The organism is Streptomyces albipurpureus (genome assembly GCF_023701525.1).
GTDB lineage: Bacteria > Actinomycetota > Actinomycetes > Streptomycetales > Streptomycetaceae > Streptomyces > Streptomyces albipurpureus.
Genome location: NZ_JAMQAW010000006.1, coordinates 160,874 through 182,360, shown reverse-complemented (window position 1 = coordinate 182,360; position 21,487 = coordinate 160,874). Strand labels below are relative to the sequence as shown.

The window sequence follows — 21,487 nt, the reverse complement described above, 5'->3', positions numbered from 1 at the left end:
ATTGATGGCATGGACGCTGACGCGATCGAGGAAGGCCGCCGACGCTGGCAGGCCCGCTACGACAAGGCCCGGAAGCGGGAAGCCGACTTCACCACGCTCTCCGGCGACCCGGTGGAGCCCGTCTACGGGCCCCGCCCCGGCGACACCTACGAGGGTTTCGACCGGATCGGCTGGCCCGGTGAGTACCCCTTCACCCGAGGCCTCCACCCCACCGGCTACCGCGGTCGCACCTGGACCATCCGTCAGTTCGCCGGCTTCGGCAACGCCGAACAGACCAATGAGCGCTACAAGATGATCCTCGCCGCCGGTGGCGGTGGGCTCTCCGTGGCCTTTGACATGCCTACCCTCATGGGGCGGGATTCGGACGACGCCCGCGCCCTCGGCGAGGTCGGCCACTGCGGGGTCGCCATCGACTCCGCGGCCGACATGGAGGTCCTGTTCAGGGACATCCCGCTGGGCGATGTCACCACGTCCATGACGATCAGCGGGCCGGCCGTACCGGTCTTCTGCATGTATCTCGTCGCGGCCGAGCGCCAGGGCATCGATCCGGCCGTGCTGAACGGCACGCTCCAGACCGACATCTTCAAGGAGTACATCGCCCAGAAGGAGTGGCTCTTCCAGCCGGAGCCGCATCTGCGCCTGATCGGCGATCTGATGGAGCACTGCGCCCAGAGCATCCCGGCGTACAAGCCGCTCTCCGTCTCCGGCTACCACATCCGCGAGGCCGGGGCGACGGCCGCCCAGGAGTTGGCGTACACACTGGCTGACGGGTTCGGCTATGTGGAGCTCGGGCTCAGCCGGGGCATGGACGTGGACGTCTTCGCCCCCGGGCTGTCCTTCTTCTTCGACGCGCATCTCGACTTCTTCGAGGAGATCGCCAAGTTCCGGGCCGCCCGTCGGATCTGGGCCCGATGGATGCGCGAGGTGTACGGGGCCAAGACCGACAAGGCCCAGTGGCTTCGGTTCCACACCCAGACCGCGGGTGTCTCGCTCACCGCCCAGCAGCCGTACAACAACGTTGTCCGCACCGCGGTGGAGGCGCTCTCCGCGATCCTCGGCGGCACCAATTCGCTCCACACCAACGCCCTGGATGAGACCCTCGCCCTCCCCAGCGCGCAGGCGGCCGAGATCGCGCTCCGTACCCAGCAGGTGCTGATGGAGGAGACGGGCGTCGCCAACGTCGCCGATCCGCTCGGTGGCTCCTGGTACGTGGAGCAGCTCACCGATCGGATCGAGGCGGATGCCGAGAAGGTCTTCGAGCGGATCAGGGAGCGCGGGCGGCTGGCCCACCCGGATGGGCAGCACCCCGTCGGGCCCATGACCTCGGGCATCCTGCGCGGTATCGAGGACGGCTGGTTCACCGGCGAGATCGCCGAGTCCGCGTTCCGCTATCAGCGGTCGCTGGAGAAGGGCGAGAAGCGGGTCGTCGGGGTCAACGTCCACCATGGGTCGGTCACCGGCGATCTGGAGATACTGCGGGTCAGCCATGAGGTGGAACGCGAGCAGGTGCGGTTGCTCGCCGAGCGCCGGGCGGACCGCGACGACACCGTCGTACGGGCTTCGCTCCAGGCGATGCTCACGGCGGCCAGGGACGGTTCCAACATGATCGGACCGATGCTCGACGCGGTACGGGCCGAGGCCACCCTGGGCGAGATCTGTGATGCGCTCCGCGATGAGTGGGGCACCTACACCGAGCCGCCCGGATTCTGATCATCTCGGTGTCCGCCGGCCCGCGTACGGCGGCTGGGCGCCCCTTTCGCCCGCCGCCGTCTGTGCCGTCCTGGCGGGCGTCAAGCGGGTCAGCCGTGCGGAGGACCTCTTTGCGGTGGTGGCACCCGTGACGCCCGGCGGTGAACCGGCAACGGGTTTCGGACGGGTTTCGGACCATCGCGCGAGAGCGGCTGTCCGCCGACGCCCCAGCACCACCTTGCTGCCCATCCGCTCCTTCGCTACGGGGGGTGGGCTGGCGCCCGGCTCGCGCGGGGTACGCGAGAGCCGGGCCCGCACCGACGGGGAAGGCCCCGAGTCACCGCGCGGCCCTGATTCACCGCGCGGCCAGGGCTCAGCTGTTGCGCAGTGAGGTCAGCCCCGAGAGCAGGAGCGTGGTGAAGCTGTGTGCCCATGCCTGGTCCACCGGCTCCGCGCTCACCAGGGTCCGGTGGACGACGGCACCCGCGATCACATCGAAGATGAGGTCCGCGTTGCGCGCGGCGGACTCGGCGTTCTCCTCGTAGGGCAGCTCGCCGCGTGCCTGTGCCCGGGCCCGGCCCTGGAGGACGAGGGTCTTCTGCCGGTTCACGATCGCTGAGCGGATACGACTGCGCAGGGCTTCGTCCCGGGTGGATTCCGCGACCACCGCCATCAGGGCCGTCCTGGTCTCGGGCCGTTCCAGCAAGGTGGCGAACTGGAGCACCACCCCCTCCACATCGGCCATCAGACTCCCCCGATCGGGGAGTTCCAGCTCGTCGAAGAGGACCGCCACGGCATCGATCACCAGCTCGCTCTTGCTGGCCCAGCGCCGGTAGAGCGTCGTCTTGGCTACGCCGGCACGGATGGCCACGTCGCCCATGGTCAGTTTTGACCAGCCCAGCTCGACGAGTGCCGCCCTGGTCGCATGGAGGATCGCGGTGTCCGCTTCGGTGCTGCGAGGGCGCCCCAAACGACCGCTACGTACCGCTTTGGGGTGTGGACGGCTGCACATGACGGCGACCATACCGGCGGGTAAGCGTTTTGGTGTGAGCCAGTTCACCGGAGGAATCTCACACGGGGAGGGGGCCGTGGAGCGAGCGGGCAGTTACGCTACGACGCGTAGCGAAAGCGCTGAGCCGCTGCGCGACAACCACGGGCGCACGGGTGGGGACCCCGCGCCGAATAGTTTGAGCCATGGGCGGTACCGCAGTCCATGGGTGTGCACGGTGGAAAGGTTCGTACTTTTCGTTTGCACGCGCGGAAGGGGGAGGATGTACTCATGCAGCCTAGGAACATGTCCATGAGCGGCGTCGTCGACCTCGCCGCGGTGAAGGCGGCCAATGAGGCCAAGGCCAAGGCGGAGCAGACCCGTGCTGAGGTCGCTCGCCAGGGTGGGGCGGCCGCCGTGTCCCCGTCCAGTTTGGTGATTGACGTCGACGAGGCGGGCTTTGAGCGCGATGTGCTCCAGCGATCCGCCGAAGTGCCGGTCGTCCTCGATTTTTGGGCCGAGTGGTGTCAGCCCTGTAAGCAGCTCAGCCCGTTGCTTGAGCGGCTGGCGCAGGAGTACAACGGCCGGTTCATCCTGGCCAAGGTCGATGTCGACGCAAATCAGATGCTGATGCAGCAGTTCGGCATCCAGGGTATTCCGGCCGTTTTCGCGGTGGTCGCCGGACAGGCGCTACCGCTCTTCCAGGGTGCCGCTCCCGAGCAGCAGATCCGTCAGACCCTTGATCAGTTGATTCAGGTCGGCGAGGAGCGCTTCGGGCTGACCGGCATCACGGTCGATTCGGAGGGGGCGGCTGAGACGGCCGAACCCGCACCGGTGCCCGCGGGTCCCTATGACGCTCTGCTGGAGGCCGCCGTTCAGGCGCTGGACGCGGGTGATTTCGCCGGCGCGGTGCAGGCGTACCGCAATGTGCTCTCCGACGACCCCGGCAACACGGAGGCGAAGCTCGGTCTCGCCCAGGCCGAACTGTTGCGCAGGGTCTCGGACATGGACCCGCAGAAGGTGCGCCAGACGGCGGCGGACAACCCTGCCGATGTGAACGCCCAGATTGACGCCGCCGACCTCGACCTGGTCGGCGGTCATGTGGAAGACGCGTTCGGACGGCTGGTGGAGACCGTGCGGCTTACGGCGGGTGAGGACCGAGACGCGGTGCGGGTGCGACTGCTGAAGCTGTTCGAGGTGATCGGGCCGGATGATCCGCGCGTGAGTGCGGCGCGTTCGGCGCTGGCCCGGGTGCTCTTCTGATCGTTCCGGGGTGATCTCCCAGAAGGATGCTCGGACCCCGGTGGACCGTGAGATCCATGGCGGTGGCGCTGGTGAGGCGTCACCGCCGTTTTGTTGACGCGGTGACTACTAGTCATCCCTCTTTGCCAAAACTTGGTAAATCGATAGCCTGTTACTCGCAGTAAAGCACCTGGTTTCTTCTGTCCGTTTATTGGCGTTGATTTCCTCTTCTGGCGGGGTAGGGCGTTGCACCCTGTGTGCCCGGTCGAAGGCGTTCCGTCGAGTGCCTGGCATCGGCCCGTTACTAGCCAGTAACGAACCCCCTTGTGTCCCGGCCGGGAATGCACCACGATCGGCCACGCTCGGTCCAACACCGCGTCGCCCGGCCTCCAGCCGTGCCGCGCACCGTGGGTCCCCACCGGGCCGGCCGGCGGTAACTCCGGTCGTGGACAGGGGGGTTCCCGCCGATGGCGGGACCTGTCCAAACGGGTTGTGCGTGAGGAATCAGGCGCGACCAGTGGTTGTCGCTCGGGGGTGATCGCCGGTGTTTCGGACGCGGTTCGCGCCGGAAAGTACGGCGCTCTCCTTCCCGAGGACGTAGCACTTCTCCCATCTCAGGACGGACCGTGCGGTCCGATCCGGAGATGTACGTCCGAGAAGGAGGAAATTCATGGAGTCTATGGCTCGTGGCGGAACCAGATGGAAGCGGTTCGCCCTTGTCATGGTGCCGAGTGTGGCCGCGACGGCCGCGATCGGCATCGGTTTGGCCCAAGGAGCGCTCGCCGCGTCATTCAGCATCTCCGGCCAGGAGTTCAAGGTCACCGCCGACTCTCTCGTCGGCCAGGATTTCGTTCAGTACGGCAGCATCGCATCGGGTAAGAACCTCGACGGTGAGTCGTTCGTGGAGCCGGTCGCCGTTTCGGGGTTCAGCTCGGCGACCATCACCAACATGTGCCAGTCGGTGGTCACCCCCAAGGTGCCGTTCATCGGCAACGTCAGCCTTGAGTTGACCGCAGGCCAGGAACCCGGAAACCCGGTCACCGCCAAGGGGCTCTATCTCGATGTCTCCTATCTGGAGGCGGACGCCGAGTTCAGCAACATCGACATCGGTGTGGCGGCGGGATCGGTCGGCAAGCCGCACATCCAGCCGGGCACCGAGGCGCAGGTGAATCCCCATGGCTTCGCCCAGCGCGCCGAGGTGGCGACGCTGACCAATGTCAAGCAGAAGGCATGGGCCACCACGGCCGGCACCTTCAAGCTCAGCGGCCTGAAGCTGAAGCTGCACAAGGGCAAGAAGGAGTGCTTCCCCGGCTAGCCGGTTCCGCACCACCAGGACGGGCGGGGGCGCGTCGCTCGCCGTTGCCCTGCCCGTCCTCTCCATCTCTAAGCGCAAGACCTCTTAGCGCAAGAACGCTTGCAGGGAGCTGTTTTCCATGAGCGCCGAGTCCATGGCCACAGGGCAGAACGAGCATCTCCTCCGCGCCTTCCGGCGGCGATTTCGCGACTGGCGAGGGCAACGGCCTTTCTGGGCAGGCCTGTTCACCATGCTCGGTGGCCTCCCCATCGCCTACTTCCCGTACGCCGATGTCCGACTCGGCAATCTCACCATCGCCATGTCGACCACGGCGGGCGCGGGTTCACTGATCATCGGCGTACTGCTGGTCACACTCGGGATGACGATGTGGTTCCACGCGATCGTCCGGGTGTTCGCGGGCGTTGCGGCGATCGTTCTCGCACTGGTCTCCCTCCCGGTCGCCAACATCGGTGGCTTTGTCTTCGGGTTTCTGTTCTCCCTGATCGGCGGGGCGCTGTCCGTCTCCTGGGCGCCTGGTGCGCCACTGCCGCCGGCCGAAGAGACCCCGGGCGACCGGGCCCCCGAGCCGGCCGCCGCACCGCAGGACTCCACCGAGCCGGGGGAGTGGGGTGCCCCAGTCCCGGCGACCCCGAACACACCCGAGACCACCACCGAAACCAACGGCGGGAGGAATAGTGCAGGGTGACATTTCGCCGCCGGCAGCATCTGATGGCGATGCCCCACGACGGGTCAGAAGGGGCCCACGCCATGCTGCTCCAAGGAAGTCCCTGCTCACCAAGCTCCACCTACCCGCCGGCAAGGCGATAGCCCTGGCCGCGATGCCGACCGCCGTACTGATGGGCATCGGGTTCACCCCCCGGCTGGCCTCGGCGAACGACAGCGAGATCCCCTTTGCGCCCGGCCCCTGTGTCACCCGTTCGGAAGAGCCGACCGCCTCGGAAGAGCCGACCGCTACGGATTCCGCCTCGCCGAAGCCCTCTTCCAACCCCTCTGAGCCGTCTGAGCCATCCGAATCGACGGGACCCTCGGCGAATCCCCCGCCTCAGCCGTCGCTGGCGCCGAGTGAACCGCCCGAGGACGACGAGGAGGACACCGGAGGGGACGATGGCAGGAACGAGGGCGATGTCGCCACCTCCGGTGCCTCGTCACGGGAGCGGCCCGGGCCGCGGATGTCCTCGCAGGACGCCCCGAGCCCCTCGGCCCCACCGTCCGCCTCGAAGAGCAGGAATCTCCTGGACCCGGTGGGCGTGGGTGATGCCGTCAAGGAACTCATCGACGGCATCGGCAAGCCCCCACCGACGTCCGCAGCGACACCGGACGATCCGTCCGACGATCCGTCCGACAAGCCGGGTGCCAAGCCGGGTGCCAGGCCGAGCGACAAGCCGGATGGCGCACCGGGTGACGGCGCGGATGGCGCCGGCCAGAAAACGGAGTCCGGCCAGAAAACGGAGTCCGGCCAGGAAGCGGAGTCCGGCCAGGAAACAGGGTCCGGGCAGAGCGCGGACGACGAGGCGGAGAACGGGTCCGAGACGACTCCGGACCCGGTGAAGGACTCCATCAAGGAAGCGGCCGAGCGGGCCGGAGCCGCGGTCAAGGAACTCGACGAGGACGTCAAGGGCCTTGACCCCAAGAAGGACGAGGACATCCCCGAGGGCGCCAAGCCTCGGTTTCCCTGTCCCACCGCCGATCCCGACGCCCTTGCCGCCGCCCGGTTGGAGTCGGGCATCCCCCTGCTGCCCGGGGACCCCTGGGAGCTACGGACCTCCATGCTGACACTCAGGGGGCTGAGCTATCACGGCATCGTCGAGGTGCGGACCAGCGGTGGCAAGGTCAAGAAGGTGCTGAAGTTCACGGCGTCGAGCGTGGACATCAAGGACCTCCACCAACTCGCGAAGTACCCGGTGAACTCGACGATGCATGTGAAGGCCCGGGCGGGCTCCACCTCAACGATCCGCAACGGCACGGTGACGATGTACACGGAGTCCCTGAAGGGGAACCTGTTCGGCATCATCCCGATCACCTTCAGTCCCAAGACCCCGCCGCCGCTCGATGTCCCGTTCGCGATGTTCACCGACGCCACCGTGCGGCAGGCAGGCCAGTTCGGGGGCACGCTGACGGTGCCCGGGCTCCGTAACCACGTGGAACGCGACGACGACTGACGATCCGTCATCCCCGGGTGCGGCGGGTGCGGCCGTTCTTGTCCGGTACGTGCGCGACCACGGCGGCCAGGGGGTCGTCGGGGGGATGTCGCGCAGGACGGGAAGGCAGTTTGGTACGCCAGGGGCCGCGCCCCTGGCGGAGAGGCACGGCCCGGGTGGTTACGGCTCGCGGTGGTTAGCTCTGGCCGCCCAGGTGGTGCACGCGGACCATGTTGGTGGTGCCGGGCACTCCGGGGGGCGAGCCCGCGGTGATGATCATCGTGTCGCCGTCGTTGTGCCGCTGGAGCTTCAGCAGTTCGGCGTCGACGAGGTCCACCATGGCATCCGTGTTGTGTACGTGCGGCACCACGAACGACTCGACGCCCCAGCTCAGAGCCAACTGGTTGCGGGTGGCGACCTCGGTGGTGAAGGCCAGGATCGGCTGACAGGCGCGGTAGCGGGAGAGCCTGCGGGCGGTGTCACCGGACTTGGTGAAGGCGATCAGTGCCTTGCCGTCCAGGAAGTCCGCGATCTCACAGGCCGCCCGGGCCACCGAACCGCCCTGGGTACGCGGCTTCTTGCCGGGCACCAGCGGCTGAAGGCCCTTGGACATCAGCTCTTCCTCGGCCGCCACCACGATCTTCGACATGGTCTTGACCGTCTCGATCGGGTACGCGCCCACCGAGGACTCGGCGGAGAGCATCACCGCGTCCGCGCCGTCCAGGATCGCGTTGGCGACATCGGACGCCTCGGCGCGGGTGGGCCGCGAGTTGGTGATCATCGACTCCATCATCTGGGTCGCCACGATCACCGGCTTGGCGTTGCGGCGGCACAGCTCGATCAGCCGCTTCTGCACCATCGGGACCTTCTCCAGCGGGTACTCCACCGCCAGATCGCCACGAGCGACCATCACCCCGTCGAACGCCATGACGACGTCCTCCATGTTGGCGACGGCCTGCGGCTTCTCCACCTTGGCGATGACCGGCACCCGACGGCCGACCTCGTCCATCACCTTGTGGACGTCCTTGACGTCATGGGCGTCCCGGACGAAGGAGAGGGCCACCAGATCGCAGCCCATGTTCAGCGCGAAGCGCAGGTCCTCGATGTCCTTCTCGGACAGCGCGGGCACATTGACGGCCGTGCCGGGCAGGTTGATGCCCTTGTGGTCGGAGATCACCCCGCCCTCGACGACGATGGTCTTCACCCGGGGACCCTCGACCGCGACGACCCGCAGTTCGACATTGCCGTCGTTGATCAGGATCTGGTCGCCCTTGGAGACATCCCCGGGCAGTCCCTTGTAGGTGGTGCCGCAGATGGACTTGTCGCCGTCCACGTCCTCGGTGGTGATGGTGAACTCATCGCCACGGACCAACTCGACCGGACCCTCGGCGAAGGTCTCCAGCCGGATCTTCGGCCCCTGGAGGTCAGCGAGGACGCCCAGTGCGTGACCGGTGTCCTCGGCTGCCTTACGGACGCGGTGGTACCGCTCCTCGTGCTCGGCGTGAGACCCATGGCTCATATTGAAACGGGCCACGTTCATGCCGGCCTCGATGAGCGCTTTCAGCTGCTCGTACGAGTCGACGGCGGGGCCCAGTGTGCAGACGATTTTGGAACGGCGCATAAGGCGATCCTATCGGTTTGTTTCGACTCGGAATATTCCGTCTGGTGGAATGTACAAATGGGCGGGGTCTCGCTCAGTCGGGCAGTTCTCCGCCTATCAAGGCGAATGTCTGACGGGCGATCTCCAACTCCTCGTCGGTCGGCACGACCGCGACGGTGACCCGGGCATAGGGGGTGGAAATGATCCGAGCCCCCTCTGACCGCTCCTCGTTGCGGGCCGAGTCCAGGGCCAGCCCCAGTTCCTCCAGGCCAGCCACGGCCGCGGCCCTCACCGGAGCCGCGTTCTCGCCGACCCCGGCGGTGAAGACGACCGCGTCCACCCGGCCCAGTACGGCGTAGTACGCCCCGATGTACTTCTTCAGCCGATGGATATAGATCTCGAAAGCAAGCAGCGCACTGCGATCGCCCGCGTCGATCCGCCGGCGGATCTCCCGCATATCGTTGTCGCCGCAAAGCCCCACCAACCCGCTCTTCTTGTTGAGCAGTACATCGATCTCATCGGTGGACATCCCTGCGACCCGCTGGAGGTGGAATGTCACGGCCGGGTCGATATCGCCCGAGCGCGTGCCCATCACCAGACCCTCCAGCGGAGTCAATCCCATGGAGGTGTCCATGCACCGGCCACCCGCGACCGCCGAGGCGGACGCACCATTGCCCAGGTGCAGCACGATCACATTGATGTCTTCGGGCGCCTTCCCCAGCAGCTTCGCCGTCTCCCGGGAGACGTAGGCGTGCGAGGTCCCGTGGAAACCGTACCGGCGGATGCGGTGCGTGTCGGCCGTCTCGACATCAATGGCGTAACGAGCCGCGGATTCCGGCATCGTCGTATGGAAGGCCGTGTCGAAGACCGCGACTTGCGGCAGGTCAGGCCGGAGTGCCCGGGCGGTACGGATACCGGTGACATTTGCGGGATTGTGCAGCGGAGCGACCGGAATCAGCCGTTCGATCTCTGCCAGCACCTCGTCGTCGACGACGGTGGGTTCGGAGAACCGCGACCCGCCGTGGACCACCCGATGGCCGATCGCCGCGAGGTCCGGTGAATCCAGGCCGAGCCCGTCGGCTGACAGTTCCTCGGAGACCGCCCGCAGCGCCGCCTCATGGTCGGCGATCGGTCCGGTGCGCTCCCGCTTCTCGCCGCCCGTACCGAGCGGTGTGTGCACCAGCCGGGAGGTCTGCTCGCCGATCCGCTCGACGAGCCCCACCGCGAGCCGTGAGCCGTTGCCCATGTCGAGCAGCTGGTACTTCACCGACGACGAGCCGGAGTTGAGGACGAGGACACGGGTGGCGGTCATGGGGCTCTCTCTGTAGGGGACCGGGTTGTCTCCGAACGGGTGGGTCACACGGTTCTGGTGGTCATACGGTTCCGTAGCTCATACCGTTCGAGAGGGTCATGCGGTGGTGGACTGCGAGGGGTGTACGGGACCGGCCGCGGTGGGGTCCGGTTGGGCCTGGATCGCGGTGATCGCGACCGTGTTGACGATGTCGCTGACCAGGGCACCGCGGGAGAGGTCGTTCACCGGTTTGCGCAGGCCCTGGAGGACCGGGCCGACGGCGACCGCGCCCGCGGAGCGCTGGACGGCCTTGTAGGTGTTGTTGCCGGTGTTGAGGTCCGGGAAGATCAGCACGGTGGCACGGCCGGCCACCTCCGACTCCGGCAGTTTGGTCGCCGCGACGGTCGGCTCGACGGCCGCGTCGTACTGGATCGGCCCCTCGATCCTCAGCTCGGGATGCGAGCCGCGCACCCGCTCGGTCGCCTCCCGCACCTTGTCCACATCAGCGCCGGAACCCGAGGTGCCGGTGGAGTACGAGAGCATCGCGATCCGCGGATCGACACCGAAGCGGGCCGCGGTGGCCGCCGACTGGACGGCGATGTCCGCGAGCTGCTCGGCGTTCGGGTCGGGGTTGACCGCGCAGTCCCCGTACACCAGCACCTTGTCGGCGAGGCACATGAAGAAGACCGACGACACGATCGAAGCGTCCGGCTTGGTCTTGATGATCTCGAAGGCCGGACGGATCGTGGCGGCCGTGGAGTGCACCGAACCCGAGACCATGCCATCGGCGAAACCCTCCTGCACCATCAGGGTGCCGAAGTAGTTCACATCCGCCACCACGTCATACGCCAGTTCCACCGACACGCCCTTGTGGGCCCGCAGCTGTGCGTACCGCTCGGCGAAGGGCTGGCGCAGCTCGGAGGTGTTGGGGTCGATCAGCTGCACCTCGCTGAGGTCGATGCCCAGATCGGCGGCCTTCTTGCGGATCACCTCGGTATCGCCGAGCAGGGTCAGATCGCAGACGGCGCGGCGCATCAGCACATCGGCCGCCCGCAGCACCCGCTCCTCGCTGCCCTCGGGCAGCACCACCCTGCGGCGGTCGGAGCGCGCCTGCTCCAGCAGCTCGTGCTCGAACATCATCGGGGTGACATGACCGCTCCTGGCCACCGCCAGGCGCTCCAGCAGCTCCCCGGTGTTCACATGGCGTTCGAACAGGCCGAGGGCGGTCTCCGCCTTGCGGGGAGTGGTGGCGTTGAGCTTGCCCTCCAGACCGAAGAGCTCGGTGGCGGTGGGCCAGCTGGTGCCGGGCACCGAGATCACCGGGGTGCCCGGTGCGAGCCGGGAGGCCAGGGTGAGGATCTCCTCGCTCGGCCGTTCGTTCAGGGTGAGCAGCACACCGGCGATCGGCGGGGTGCCGGCGGAGTGGGCGGCGAGCGCGCCGACGACCAGATCGGCCCGGTCGCCCGGGGTCACCACCATGCACCCCGGGGTCAGGGCGCTGAGGAAGTTCGGCAGCATCGCCCCGCCGAAGACAAAACCGAGCGCGTCCCTGGCGAGCCCCGCGTCATCGCCGAGCAGCACCGTGCCCCCCAGGGCATGGGTGATCTGGGAGACCGTGGGCGCCGCCAGCGCCGGCTCGTCGGGCAGTACGTAGCAGGGCACCGGCAGCCGGGCCACCAGCCGCTCACGTATGACCTCACGGTCCTCGGGCGCGACCCGGTTGACGACCATGGCGAGGACGTTGGCGCCCAGCACCTCATAGGCGCGGTAGGCGTTGCGGGCCTCGGCGCGCACGGATTCCGCGGTCTGGCCCCGGCCGCCGACCACGGGAATCACCGAGGCGCCGAACTCATTGGCGAGCCGGGCGTTGATCGCCAACTCGTCGGGGAACTGGGTGTCGGCGAAGTCGGTGCCGAGGACGAGCACCACCTCGTACTCGCGAGCCACCTGGTGGAAGCGTTCCACCAGGTTGGAGACCAGCTCATCGGTGCCCCGCTCGGCCTGGAGCGTGGAGGCCTCGTGGTAGTCCATGCCGTAGACGGATGCCGGGTCCTGGGTCAGCCGATAGCGTGCCCGCAGCAGTTCGAACAGCCGGTCAGGGCCGTCGTGCACCAGCGGTCGAAAGACACCGACCCGATCCACCTGGCGGGTGAGGAGCTCCATGACTCCCAGCTCGACGACCTGCCGGCCGTCTCCGCGGTCGATCCCGGTCACATACACGCTGCGCGTCACGCGTGCTCTCCCGTCCGTAACTGCTCATGCCCGTGCCGGCCCATGTCTCCGTGCCCTCCGACGGCGTTTTCCGTACGGATGCCCCTGTGCCAACTCGTACAAAAGCCCGTACAAAAAAACCGCTGGAGGGCGGCTTTTCCCTCTTGACAATACCTCTGCGGGTAGCTAATACGCCTGCCGGGTCGGTTCTGGGGAAGTCGCAGCGGAGATGCCCAGGCGGCAGGGCTCAGGGGCGGGCTCCGATGGGGCTCGCCATGGCCCTCGGGGCCGCCGTTCGGGCGTTTTCGCCGGTCCGGGGAGTGGGCGCGGCGGACTCCGGCGGACTCGGACAATGGAAGGCGGCGGCGGCCGGCACATGAAACAATTAACTCTTGGATCACCTGTACTACTGACGAGCAGGAGACACAGCACGATGCGCATCGGAGTTCTCACCGCAGGGGGCGATTGCCCCGGACTGAACGCTGTGATCCGGTCAGTCGTGCACCGGGCCCTTACCGGCCATGGAGACGAGGTCATCGGTTTTGAGGACGGCTTCAAGGGCCTGCTGGACGGTCACTACCGTCCGCTCGACCTCAATGCCGTCAGCGGCATCCTCGCGCGGGGCGGCACCATCCTCGGCTCGGCCCGGCTGGAGCGCTCACGACTGCGTGAGGCCGCCGAGAACTGCGGTGAGCTGCAACGCCGTTACGGCATAGACGTACTGATCCCGATCGGCGGCGAGGGCACGCTCACCGCGTCCCGGATGCTCGCCGACGCCGGGATGCCCGTGGTGGGTGTACCGAAGACGATCGACAACGATATCTCCGCCACCGATCGCACCTTCGGCTTCGACACCGCGGTCACGGTCGCCACCGAAGCGATCGACCGTCTGAAGACCACCGCCGAGTCACATCAGCGGGTGATGGTCGTCGAGGTGATGGGGCGCCACGCGGGATGGATCGCCCTGGAGTCCGGTATGGCCGGTGGCGCGCACGGAATCTGTCTGCCGGAGCGGCCCTTCGAGGTCGATGACCTGGTGAAGATGATCGAGGAGCGGTTCTCCCGCGGTAAGAAGTTCGCCGTCATCTGCGTCGCCGAGGGCGCCCACCCCGCCGAGGGGTCGATGGAGTACGGCAAGGGCGCGATCGACCAGTACGGCCACGAGCGCTTCGAGGGCATCGGCAACCGGCTGGCGTCGGAGTTGGAGTACCGGCTCGGCAAGGAGGCCAAGCCGGTCATCCTCGGCCATGTCCAACGCGGTGGAGTGCCCACCGCCTACGACCGGGTCCTCGCCACCCGCTTCGGCTGGCACGCGGTGGAGGCAGCCCACCGGGGCGACTTCGGCAGGATGACCTCCCTGCGGGGCACGGATGTGGTGATGGCACCGCTGGCGGATGCGGTGACACAACTGAAGACGGTCCCGCTGGATCGGATGTACGAGGCCGAGTCGGTGTTCTGAGGACCGTACGGGGGCAGCGGGCATGCTCTGGTCCCCCTGAAGCACGGCGACGCGCCATGGGGCGGGACGCTGTGCTTCAGGGGGCAACTCTCAGGCATCCAGCATTCGGCATCCCCCATCCAGCACGCCCACCGAGTCGCCCAGGGCGTCCGGGGAGTGTCCTCTCGATCGGGAGCCAGGGGCCGGGTGGGCGCCAGGGCTGGCCGGGAGGCGTTGGGCGCTCAGCGCTTCCCCCGGAGCCAGCGGTACTGGAGCTCGGGGCGGCCGATCTGGCCGTACTGGGGGCTGCGTGCCGCCCGCTCGTCCCTCACCAGGTGTTCCAGATAGCGGCGAGCGGTGATCCTGGCGATGCCGACGGCCGCGCCCACCTCCGAGGCCGTCATCCCCACGGCGGAATCCCGCAGCGCCCGGGTGACAGCGTCCAGCGTCGGTCCGCTCAACCCCTTGGGCAACGCGCCGCCCTGGGGCGGCCGCAGGGGGGCGAGTGCCGCGTCGATCTCATCCTGGCTGCTCGCTTCGCCGACGGTGGTGCGGAACTCGGCGTATCGGCCGAGACGGTCGCGCAGGGTGGCGAAGGTGAAGGGCTTGAGGACGTACTGCACCACCCCCAGGGAGACCCCCTCGCGCACGATCGCCAGATCGCGGGCCGAGGTGACCGCGATGACATCGGCGCAGTGGCCAGCGGCACGGAGCGACCGTACGAGATGGAGACCGTGGCCGTCGGGGAGATAGAGGTCGAGCAGCAGCAGATCGACCCGGGTCCGCTCCAGGGCGCGGACGGCCTCCGCACGGGAGTGGGCGATCCCGGCGACGGTGAAGCCCGGGACACGTCCGACGTAGAGGGCATGGGCATCGGCCGCGACCTGGTCGTCCTCGACGACCAGCACCTGGATGGGGCCGGGGGTGGTTGGGGCGCTCATGCGGACACCTCCTGGTGGAGCGGGAGCCGTACGGTGAACTCGGCGCCGCCGTCCGGGCCTTGGTCCAGTTCCACACTGCCGCCACCTCGGTGTACCGCCTGCTGTACCAGGGCGAGACCGAGGCCGCGTCCCGAGCCATGGGTCGACCAGCCGCGCCGAAAGACATCGTCCGCCCGTTCGGGGGCGATACCCGCACCCGTGTCGTACACCTGGATGAGCAGTTCGCGTTCGTCGGCGAGGGCGGTGACCGTGACCCGCGCCCGGGAGCCTTCGACCATGGGCGCGCCCGGTGGTTCGTCCGGGGCGGTACGCGGTGCGGCCGCTGTGCTCGACCGCGCCAGCTCCCGGTCCGCCGCGGCGCCGGACGCCGCGTCCACCGCGTTGTCGATGAGATTGCCGAGGATGGTCACCAGGTCGCGGGCCGGCAGCGACGGTGGCAGTACCCCGTCGTCGATCTGGCTGTCGGGTGCCAACACCAACTCCACTCCCCGTTCGTGGGCCTGCGCCGCCTTGCCCAACAGCAGTGCGGCGAGCACCGGCTCACCCACCGCGCCCACCACCTGGTCGGTGAGCACCTGCGCCAACTCCAACTCGGCCGTGGCGAAGGCGAGCGCCTGCTCGGTACGCCCCAGTTCGATCAGCGAGACCACCGTATGGAGCCGGTTCGCCGCCTCATGGGCCTGGGAGCGCAGCGCCTGACTGAAACCGCGCTCGGAGTCCAACTCGCCTGACAGCGACTGGAGTTCGGTGTGGTCCCGCAGGGTGACCATGGTGCCGCGCTGCTCCCCGCCGACGACCGGGCTGGTGTTCACCACGATGACGCGGTCGACGGTCAGATGGACCTCGTCGACCCGTGGCTCGGAGGCCAGGAGCGCCCCGGTGAGGGGAGCCGGTAGGCCCAGTCGGGCGATGGACCTGCCCACCGCGTCCGCCGGTAGCCCCAGCAGCTCCCGGGCCCCGTCGTTGACGAGGGCGATTCTGCGCTGCCCGTCGAGCATCAGCAGGCCCTCGCGTACCGCGTGGAGCGCTGCCTCGTGGTAGTCGTGCAGTCGACTGAGCTCGGCCGCGTTCATTCCGTGTGTGTGGCGCCGTAGCCGAGCGTTGATGACATAGGTGCCCACCCCGCCCAGGGCCAGCGCGCCGCCCGCCACCAGCAGCAGTCCGGCTACCTGCTCGCGTACCTGCTCGCTGATCCGGTGGATGGTGATGCCGGCGCTGACCAGCCCGGTGATCCTGCCGTTGTCATAGACGGGGACCACGGTGCGAACGGAGGGGCCGAGGACGCCGAGATGCATCTCGCTGAATATCTCCCCCTGGAGTGGCCGATCGATATGCCCTAGGTACTTTCGGCCGATTTCCTTGGTTTCGGGGTGGGTCCAGCGGGTGCCGTCGGGGGCCATGATGACGACGAAGTTGACCCCGGCGATCTGCCGCAGCTCCTCCGTGTAGGGCTGGAGGGTCTTGGTCGGGTTGTCCGTACGGGTCGCCGCGATCACCCAGGGCGAGCGGGCGACGGCGGTCGCGGTCGCCGTCGACTGGAGGCGTGCGGTCTCCTCGGCCTGGCTGCGATCGGTGAGATAGGCGAAGAGGGCGCACCCCGCCACGATGACGGCGACCAGGACGACCTGCATCGCGAAGAGCTGTCCCGCAAGGCTGCGGGGGCGGGGTAGGCGCATGGGCCCAAGTTTGCACGGCGCCGGAGTGTTGTCAGTACGCCGCCGGATCGCGTCGGTGTTCGAGTGAGGGTGGCGGAGAACGCCGGCCCCATGGGGTGGGAGAGCGCCAGGAAGTCGCGGAGCGGGCCGGGATGAGACCCGTGGGATCGAACGGCCCGACGCGATGGCGGGATGCCGTTTCGGGTTTCGTGTGAACGAAAAGCACGTAACGGTGACCCGGGTCACAGCCTGGTGGATAGTCGCGGAGATCCGTGCGGGGCGCACGGCACCCACGGCCCGAAGGAGGAACCCCGTGGCAGCAGCGACCGGCAGGCGGGACCGTACGCACTATCTGTACATCGCCGTCATCGCGGCGGTGGTACTCGGTGTGACCGTGGGCTTCGCGGCCCCCGGAGTAGCCGTTGAACTGAAGCCGATCGGCACGGGGTTCGTGAACCTCATCAAGATGATGATCTCGCCGGTCATCTTCTGCACGATCGTGCTGGGCATCGGGTCGGTCCGCAAGGCGGCCAAGGTGGGCGCGGTCGGCGGCCTGGCGCTCGGGTACTTCATCGTGATGTCGACCGTGGCGCTCGCCATCGGTCTGGTGGTCGGCAACCTGCTGGAGCCCGGCTCCGGGTTGCAGTTGACCGAGGCCACCCGGGAGGCGGGCGGGAAGGCAGCCGAAGGCGCGGGAGGGGAGTCCACCGCCGAGTTCCTGCTGGGTATCATCCCCACCACCCTGGTCTCGGCCTTCACCGAGGGCGAAGTGCTACAGACCCTGCTGATCGCCCTACTGGCCGGCTTCGCGCTCCAGGCGATGGGCGCGGCCGGGGAGCCGGTGCTGCGGGGCATCGGACATATCCAGCGACTGGTGTTCCGCATCCTGGCCATGATCATGTGGGCGGCTCCGGTAGGCGCGTTCGGAGCGATCGCGGCGGTGGTGGGGGAGACCGGACTCGATGCGCTGAAGTCCCTGGCCGTGATCATGATCGGCTTCTATGTCACCTGTGCGCTGTTTGTCTTCGTGGTGCTGGGCGCGCTGCTGAAGATGGTCTCGGGCGTCAGCCTGTTCTCGCTGCTGAAGTATCTGGGGCGCGAGTTCCTGCTGATCCTCTCCACCTCGTCGTCGGAGTCGGCGCTGCCGCGTCTGATCGCCAAGATGGAACACATGGGGGTCAGCAAGCCGGTGGTCGGTATCACCGTCCCGACGGGCTACTCCTTCAACCTCGACGGCACCGCGATCTATCTGACGATGGCCTCGCTCTTCATCGCCAACGCGATGGGCGACCCGCTGACGGCGTCCGAGCAGATCTCCCTTCTGGTCTTCATGGTGATCGCCTCGAAGGGTGCGGCGGGAGTCACCGGCGCCGGTCTTGCGACACTCGCCGGTGGCCTCCAGTCCCACCGACCCGAACTGGTCGACGGAGTGGGCCTGATCGTGGGCATCGACCGCTTTATGAGTGAGGCGCGCGCGCTGACGAACTTCGCCGGCAACGCCGTGGCCACCGTGCTGGTCGGGACCTGGACCAAGGAGATCGACCGGGCGCGGGTGGACGAGGTGCTCGCCGGACGGATTCCCTTCGATGAGCAGACCCTGCTCGACGATGGCCACGGCGGGCCGGCGGCGGCTCCCGATGCGGACCTGCGCAAGGACCCGTCCGTACCTCAGCCACGGGTGGACGAAGCCCCGGCAAAGGTCTGAAACGCCCTTCAGTGGCACTGAACTACCGCCAAAGTCAGCGCAGTTGGTCTGATTGAACCCGGGAATGCGGGGCAGACGCTTGATGGTGAAGCCCCCCGCACGGCCCGTCCTTCATCTCCCCCACGGTGAAGGGCGGGCCGTGGTCCATTCGCTGGGGCCCGCCGTGGTACCGACGCACGGACGGTAGGAGCACGGGCGGGTGCCTTCGGCGAGTCGATGGCCGGTGCGGCAAGGAGCCCCCGACACGTCCGGCACCTGAGGCATACGGACGGCCCCGACGCAGCCCGCGAGGGCTACGGCAGGGCCGTCACTCCGCTCGTCACGGAGCGGAAGGATCCACCTCTTCCATCAGGTCAGTCGATCGGGCACTCCTCCTGGGTGAGCGGCGTCGCGTCCCCCGCGACCCTGCTGCAGAGCACCCGCAGCTGGGGCGTCCCATCGGCCGAACTCCGTACCTGCTTCAGCGCCACACTGTGTCCACTGCGGTCGCCGTACAGCGGCGCCCCGGTGAAGTCGATCGTGCCCGTGGCCATTCCGCTGAGCTTGACCGTGCGGAGGTTCACCCAGGTCGCGGCGCGGCTCTGGGGGGCTCCGTTGTGCGTCGCCGCCCAGTACAGCGCCCGAGTGGCGTCGTGGTTCAGTGCCGTCTGACCGCTGGAGAAGACACCCGTCTCATGCGAAGGCTGCTTCTCCCCCTGCTCCTGGAGGTATTCCCCCGCGTCCTTGTAGAAGTCGGTCAGCGATGCCGCCTTCTCCAGCTCGGCCAGCGCCGCGTGGTAGAGCGTGACCTTCGGAGCCACCCCGTCCTTGCCCTGGGTGAACTTGGCCTTGGAGAGGTCGTCCCCGGTGAGGATGGAGATACTGCGCTGCGCGCACTCCGGTTCGGTGCCGAGCAGTGCCATCAGCGGGCCGATGTCCTCGACCCGTCCGGCGAAGTAGATCACCGACGGCACCATGGAGCTCTGGCAGATCTTCTCCGTGTGCACCCGCAGTTCCGGCTTGCCGCCCTCCACCAGATAGCGGCGTTGGGGCAGCATGGTGAAGCCGCGCTGAGTCAGCATCTGCTGACCGTACTTGGCCTGCTCATCGGTGTAGAGATCGTCCGAATCGCTGGTGTCGCGTGCCAGTACGAGCGCTCGCTGTGTCTCCCCGGGGTTGCGCAACTGCGCTGCCAGCAGACCCAGTTGGCGCACCTGCCATTCATCGGGCGCGGCGAGACTGAACCAGTTGGCGAACTTACGGGGCAGATAGGTGGCCGAGTTGGTTCCGGAGACCACCGGTAGCCCCGCGTCCAGCAACTTCTTGTTGGTCTCCTGGCTTGTCTTCAGATCGCGACCGGTGCCGACCACACCGACCACGGTGGGGTCGTCGGCGGCATAGGCGGCGATGGTGTCCGCCATGTCCCGTTGATGCCGCAGGTCCACACCGCCGTTGGCGACCAGCACCCTCAGCTTGATGGGATAGGTGTCATTGATGACCGCCTGCGCCAGATAGACACCCGCCAGCTCCTCGATGCCCTTCACGGGGGAGGAGCCCTTGTCGGGGTCGTAGCTGAGCGGTCCCGCGTAGATGACGGTCACATACTTGTCGCCGTGCTTGTCGAGGATCTTTCGGTTCTGGTCGGCGATGCGGTCCTCCAGCCAGGACACCGACCACGGGGCACCGTCCTTGGTGACCGCCTTCCCGTCGTCGGGCAGCCACTTGGCGAAGCGAACGCTACCGGTGGCCACTCCTATGCACTCGGTTCGCTCGTCCGGTACGGGTTTGCGTACGGTGTCCCGGTTGGCCGTCAGTACGGATGCCGAGCAGTACTGGTCACGGAGGTCGTCGGCGCGCGCCCAGATGCCGGCGGCGATCAGCAGCAACACCAGTACCAGGGAGTGCAGGGACCAGACGACCCGGGCCGTGGTGGGCCGGGTGTTGGCCCGGACACAGGGCAGCTGCCCATCGGCGAGTGGCCCAAGGCGCGCACTGGGCAGCGGGACCTTCAACACCCAGGGCAGTTCGGCCAGTTCACGGCTGGGCGACTGCCCGGCGCGAAGGTTGCGGGCCCATTCCTGGTACCAGATCCACAGGGTGCCACCCGGCTCCTGGACCACACTGCGCTGGAGTCGGTGCAACTCGGAGCCCGGTACCGCGGCGACGATCAGCAGTGGGTCGAGTTCGCTACGGCGGCTGCGCACATCGCTGACCGCCTTGATCAGCTCGACGCCACCGTTGTCGGCGCCCGCGTGGGGCAGGAACAGCATGGGCGGCCGATGCCGCTTGAGGCCGCGGAGATCCCAGCTCCAGCGCCGGTGGTTGTCGCGGAGGTCCTCGAACAGGGCCAGTACATAGAGTTGGAGTTGGAAGTCGTCGCCCTCTTTGAGCGCCTCGGCCACGTCATAGGCGCGCGCCGCGATCGCTTTCCAGGAGCGGACCGGACGGAGCAGCGAGACATCGGTGGGACGCCCCCGGGACGCCGCCCTGAGGAAGGTCGTGGTCATAAACCAGCGGCTCTCCCTGCGCAGCCACAGGAAGATCGGCGCCCGACCCGGTAGTACGTTGTCCAGCAGGACGAGAAGTAGGAGGAACCCCACCCCGGACGCCAGCGCCACCGACCAGTGGCTTCGGGCGAGCAGGGCGGCGAGTCCCGCGACCAGACTGGCCGGCAGGATGTGGGCCATGTCCAGCTGGGCGGGCCCGGGGTTCCAGCGCCTGGTGTCCTTGGGTCGCCAGCGCTGCTTGGCGAGTTGGTCCAGCAGCCGCTGTGCGGGGTCCGGTCTGCTTCCCGAGGCGGCGGACGCGGACTGGGGCCAGTCGGGCTCCAGTTCCCCCACGGCGTCCTCGATGGCGCGCACCAGCCGCAGCCGGGGAAAGGCATAGCGCCGATAGACCGAACGCTGTCCGTCCCACCGCTTGGGGTCGGCCAGATCGCGGACCAGCGCCGCGGCCCGCCGCACCTCGGTGGGACCTTCCTGTTGGGCGGGGGCAACGGCACATCGGGTGCCGTGTGCGTCCTGCCCTCGGTGCAACTCCTCGACGAGATTGACGATGTGGTCGTCGTCGGCGCTGTCCTCCGCATGGAGTACGGCGACGGGCATGGGCGGATCGCTGGTGCGGAAGTCCCGGATCAGGACCTCCAGCCGCTTCTGTACTTCGACGCCAGCGCCGGTCGACATTCCGAGGTGTCCACCAGGGCACTTCGGTGGTGGTTCACGATCACCAATAGGCACGGCCTACCCCCGTTCTCATGGGCCGGGTGATGAAGCTATCGGGCACGGTCTGGTTGGGG

The 21,487-nt window shown here is 67.9% G+C and carries 14 protein-coding genes; 7 read left to right on the top strand and 7 right to left on the bottom strand.

The window, feature by feature from the left end; translation table 11 throughout:
* The first annotated feature begins 9 nt into the window (after nucleotides 1-9).
* On the top strand, nucleotides 10-1,710 hold the full coding sequence (icmA, locus tag NBG84_RS05880) for a coenzyme B12-dependent isobutyryl-CoA mutase large subunit (protein WP_250918198.1): 1,701 nt from the start codon (nucleotides 10-12) through the stop codon (nucleotides 1,708-1,710).
* 352 nt (nucleotides 1,711-2,062) lie between these two features.
* Here the strand turns inward: icmA and NBG84_RS05875 are convergent, their stop codons facing one another.
* On the bottom strand, nucleotides 2,063-2,701 hold the full coding sequence (locus tag NBG84_RS05875) for a TetR/AcrR family transcriptional regulator (protein ID WP_250918197.1): 639 nt from the start codon (nucleotides 2,699-2,701) through the stop codon (nucleotides 2,063-2,065).
* A gap of 267 nt (nucleotides 2,702-2,968) precedes the next feature.
* Here NBG84_RS05875 and NBG84_RS05870 point away from each other — a divergent pair, with 267 nt between their 5' ends.
* The 4 genes from NBG84_RS05870 (at nucleotide 2,969) to NBG84_RS05855 (ending at nucleotide 7,393) form a co-directional block, all read left to right on the top strand.
* Entirely contained in the window at nucleotides 2,969-3,940 is a 972-nt protein-coding gene (locus NBG84_RS05870; protein WP_250918196.1) for a tetratricopeptide repeat protein, read from the top strand.
* A gap of 649 nt (nucleotides 3,941-4,589) precedes the next feature.
* Entirely contained in the window at nucleotides 4,590-5,234 is a 645-nt protein-coding gene (locus tag NBG84_RS05865; protein WP_250918195.1) for a DUF6230 family protein, read from the top strand.
* Between the two features lie 118 nt (nucleotides 5,235-5,352).
* The gene (locus NBG84_RS05860) at nucleotides 5,353-5,919 is read left to right on the top strand and encodes a DUF6114 domain-containing protein (protein WP_250918194.1); all 567 of its coding nucleotides are present in this window, start codon (nucleotides 5,353-5,355) and stop codon (nucleotides 5,917-5,919) included.
* Nucleotides 5,920-6,052: 133 nt separating this feature from the next.
* Complete coding sequence (locus tag NBG84_RS05855; RefSeq protein WP_250918193.1) at nucleotides 6,053-7,393, top strand: hypothetical protein; 1,341 nt, start codon at nucleotides 6,053-6,055, stop codon at nucleotides 7,391-7,393.
* A 175-nt stretch (nucleotides 7,394-7,568) separates the two neighbouring features.
* On the opposite strand, the gene pyk is transcribed toward NBG84_RS05855, so the two are convergent.
* From pyk to pta, 3 genes are all read right to left on the bottom strand, one after another.
* The gene (gene pyk / locus NBG84_RS05850) at nucleotides 7,569-8,993 is read right to left on the bottom strand and encodes a pyruvate kinase (protein ID WP_250918192.1); all 1,425 of its coding nucleotides are present in this window, start codon (nucleotides 8,991-8,993) and stop codon (nucleotides 7,569-7,571) included.
* 73 nt (nucleotides 8,994-9,066) lie between these two features.
* Complete coding sequence (locus NBG84_RS05845) at nucleotides 9,067-10,284, bottom strand: acetate kinase (RefSeq protein ID WP_250918191.1); 1,218 nt, start codon at nucleotides 10,282-10,284, stop codon at nucleotides 9,067-9,069.
* A gap of 96 nt (nucleotides 10,285-10,380) precedes the next feature.
* Nucleotides 10,381-12,495, bottom strand: coding sequence for a phosphate acetyltransferase (pta, locus tag NBG84_RS05840; protein WP_250918190.1), 2,115 nt, complete (start codon nucleotides 12,493-12,495; stop codon nucleotides 10,381-10,383).
* 412 nt (nucleotides 12,496-12,907) lie between these two features.
* Between pta and NBG84_RS05835 the strand changes: the two genes are divergently transcribed.
* On the top strand, nucleotides 12,908-13,933 hold the full coding sequence (locus NBG84_RS05835; RefSeq protein ID WP_250918189.1) for an ATP-dependent 6-phosphofructokinase: 1,026 nt from the start codon (nucleotides 12,908-12,910) through the stop codon (nucleotides 13,931-13,933).
* A 221-nt stretch (nucleotides 13,934-14,154) separates the two neighbouring features.
* Here NBG84_RS05835 and NBG84_RS05830 read toward each other — a convergent pair whose 3' ends face one another.
* Together NBG84_RS05830 and NBG84_RS05825 are read right to left on the bottom strand one after the other, a co-directional pair.
* Nucleotides 14,155-14,853, bottom strand: a complete 699-nt coding sequence (locus tag NBG84_RS05830) for a response regulator (protein WP_250918188.1) — start codon at nucleotides 14,851-14,853, stop codon at nucleotides 14,155-14,157.
* Nucleotides 14,850-16,529 carry a sensor histidine kinase gene (locus tag NBG84_RS05825; RefSeq protein ID WP_250918187.1) on the bottom strand — a complete coding sequence of 560 codons (1,680 nt, stop codon included), beginning with the start codon at nucleotides 16,527-16,529 and terminating at the stop codon, nucleotides 14,850-14,852. Before NBG84_RS05825 ends, NBG84_RS05830 begins: the two co-directional genes overlap by 4 nt.
* Nucleotides 16,530-16,821: 292 nt before the next feature.
* Between NBG84_RS05825 and NBG84_RS05820 the strand changes: the two genes are divergently transcribed.
* Nucleotides 16,822-18,213 (top strand): cation:dicarboxylate symporter family transporter, encoded by a 1,392-nt coding sequence (locus NBG84_RS05820; protein ID WP_250918186.1) that lies wholly within the window; start codon nucleotides 16,822-16,824, stop codon nucleotides 18,211-18,213.
* A 353-nt stretch (nucleotides 18,214-18,566) separates the two neighbouring features.
* Here NBG84_RS05820 and NBG84_RS05815 read toward each other — a convergent pair whose 3' ends face one another.
* Complete coding sequence (locus NBG84_RS05815) at nucleotides 18,567-21,374, bottom strand: type 1 periplasmic-binding domain-containing protein (RefSeq protein WP_250918185.1); 2,808 nt, start codon at nucleotides 21,372-21,374, stop codon at nucleotides 18,567-18,569.
* Nucleotides 21,375-21,487 lie beyond the last annotated feature (113 nt).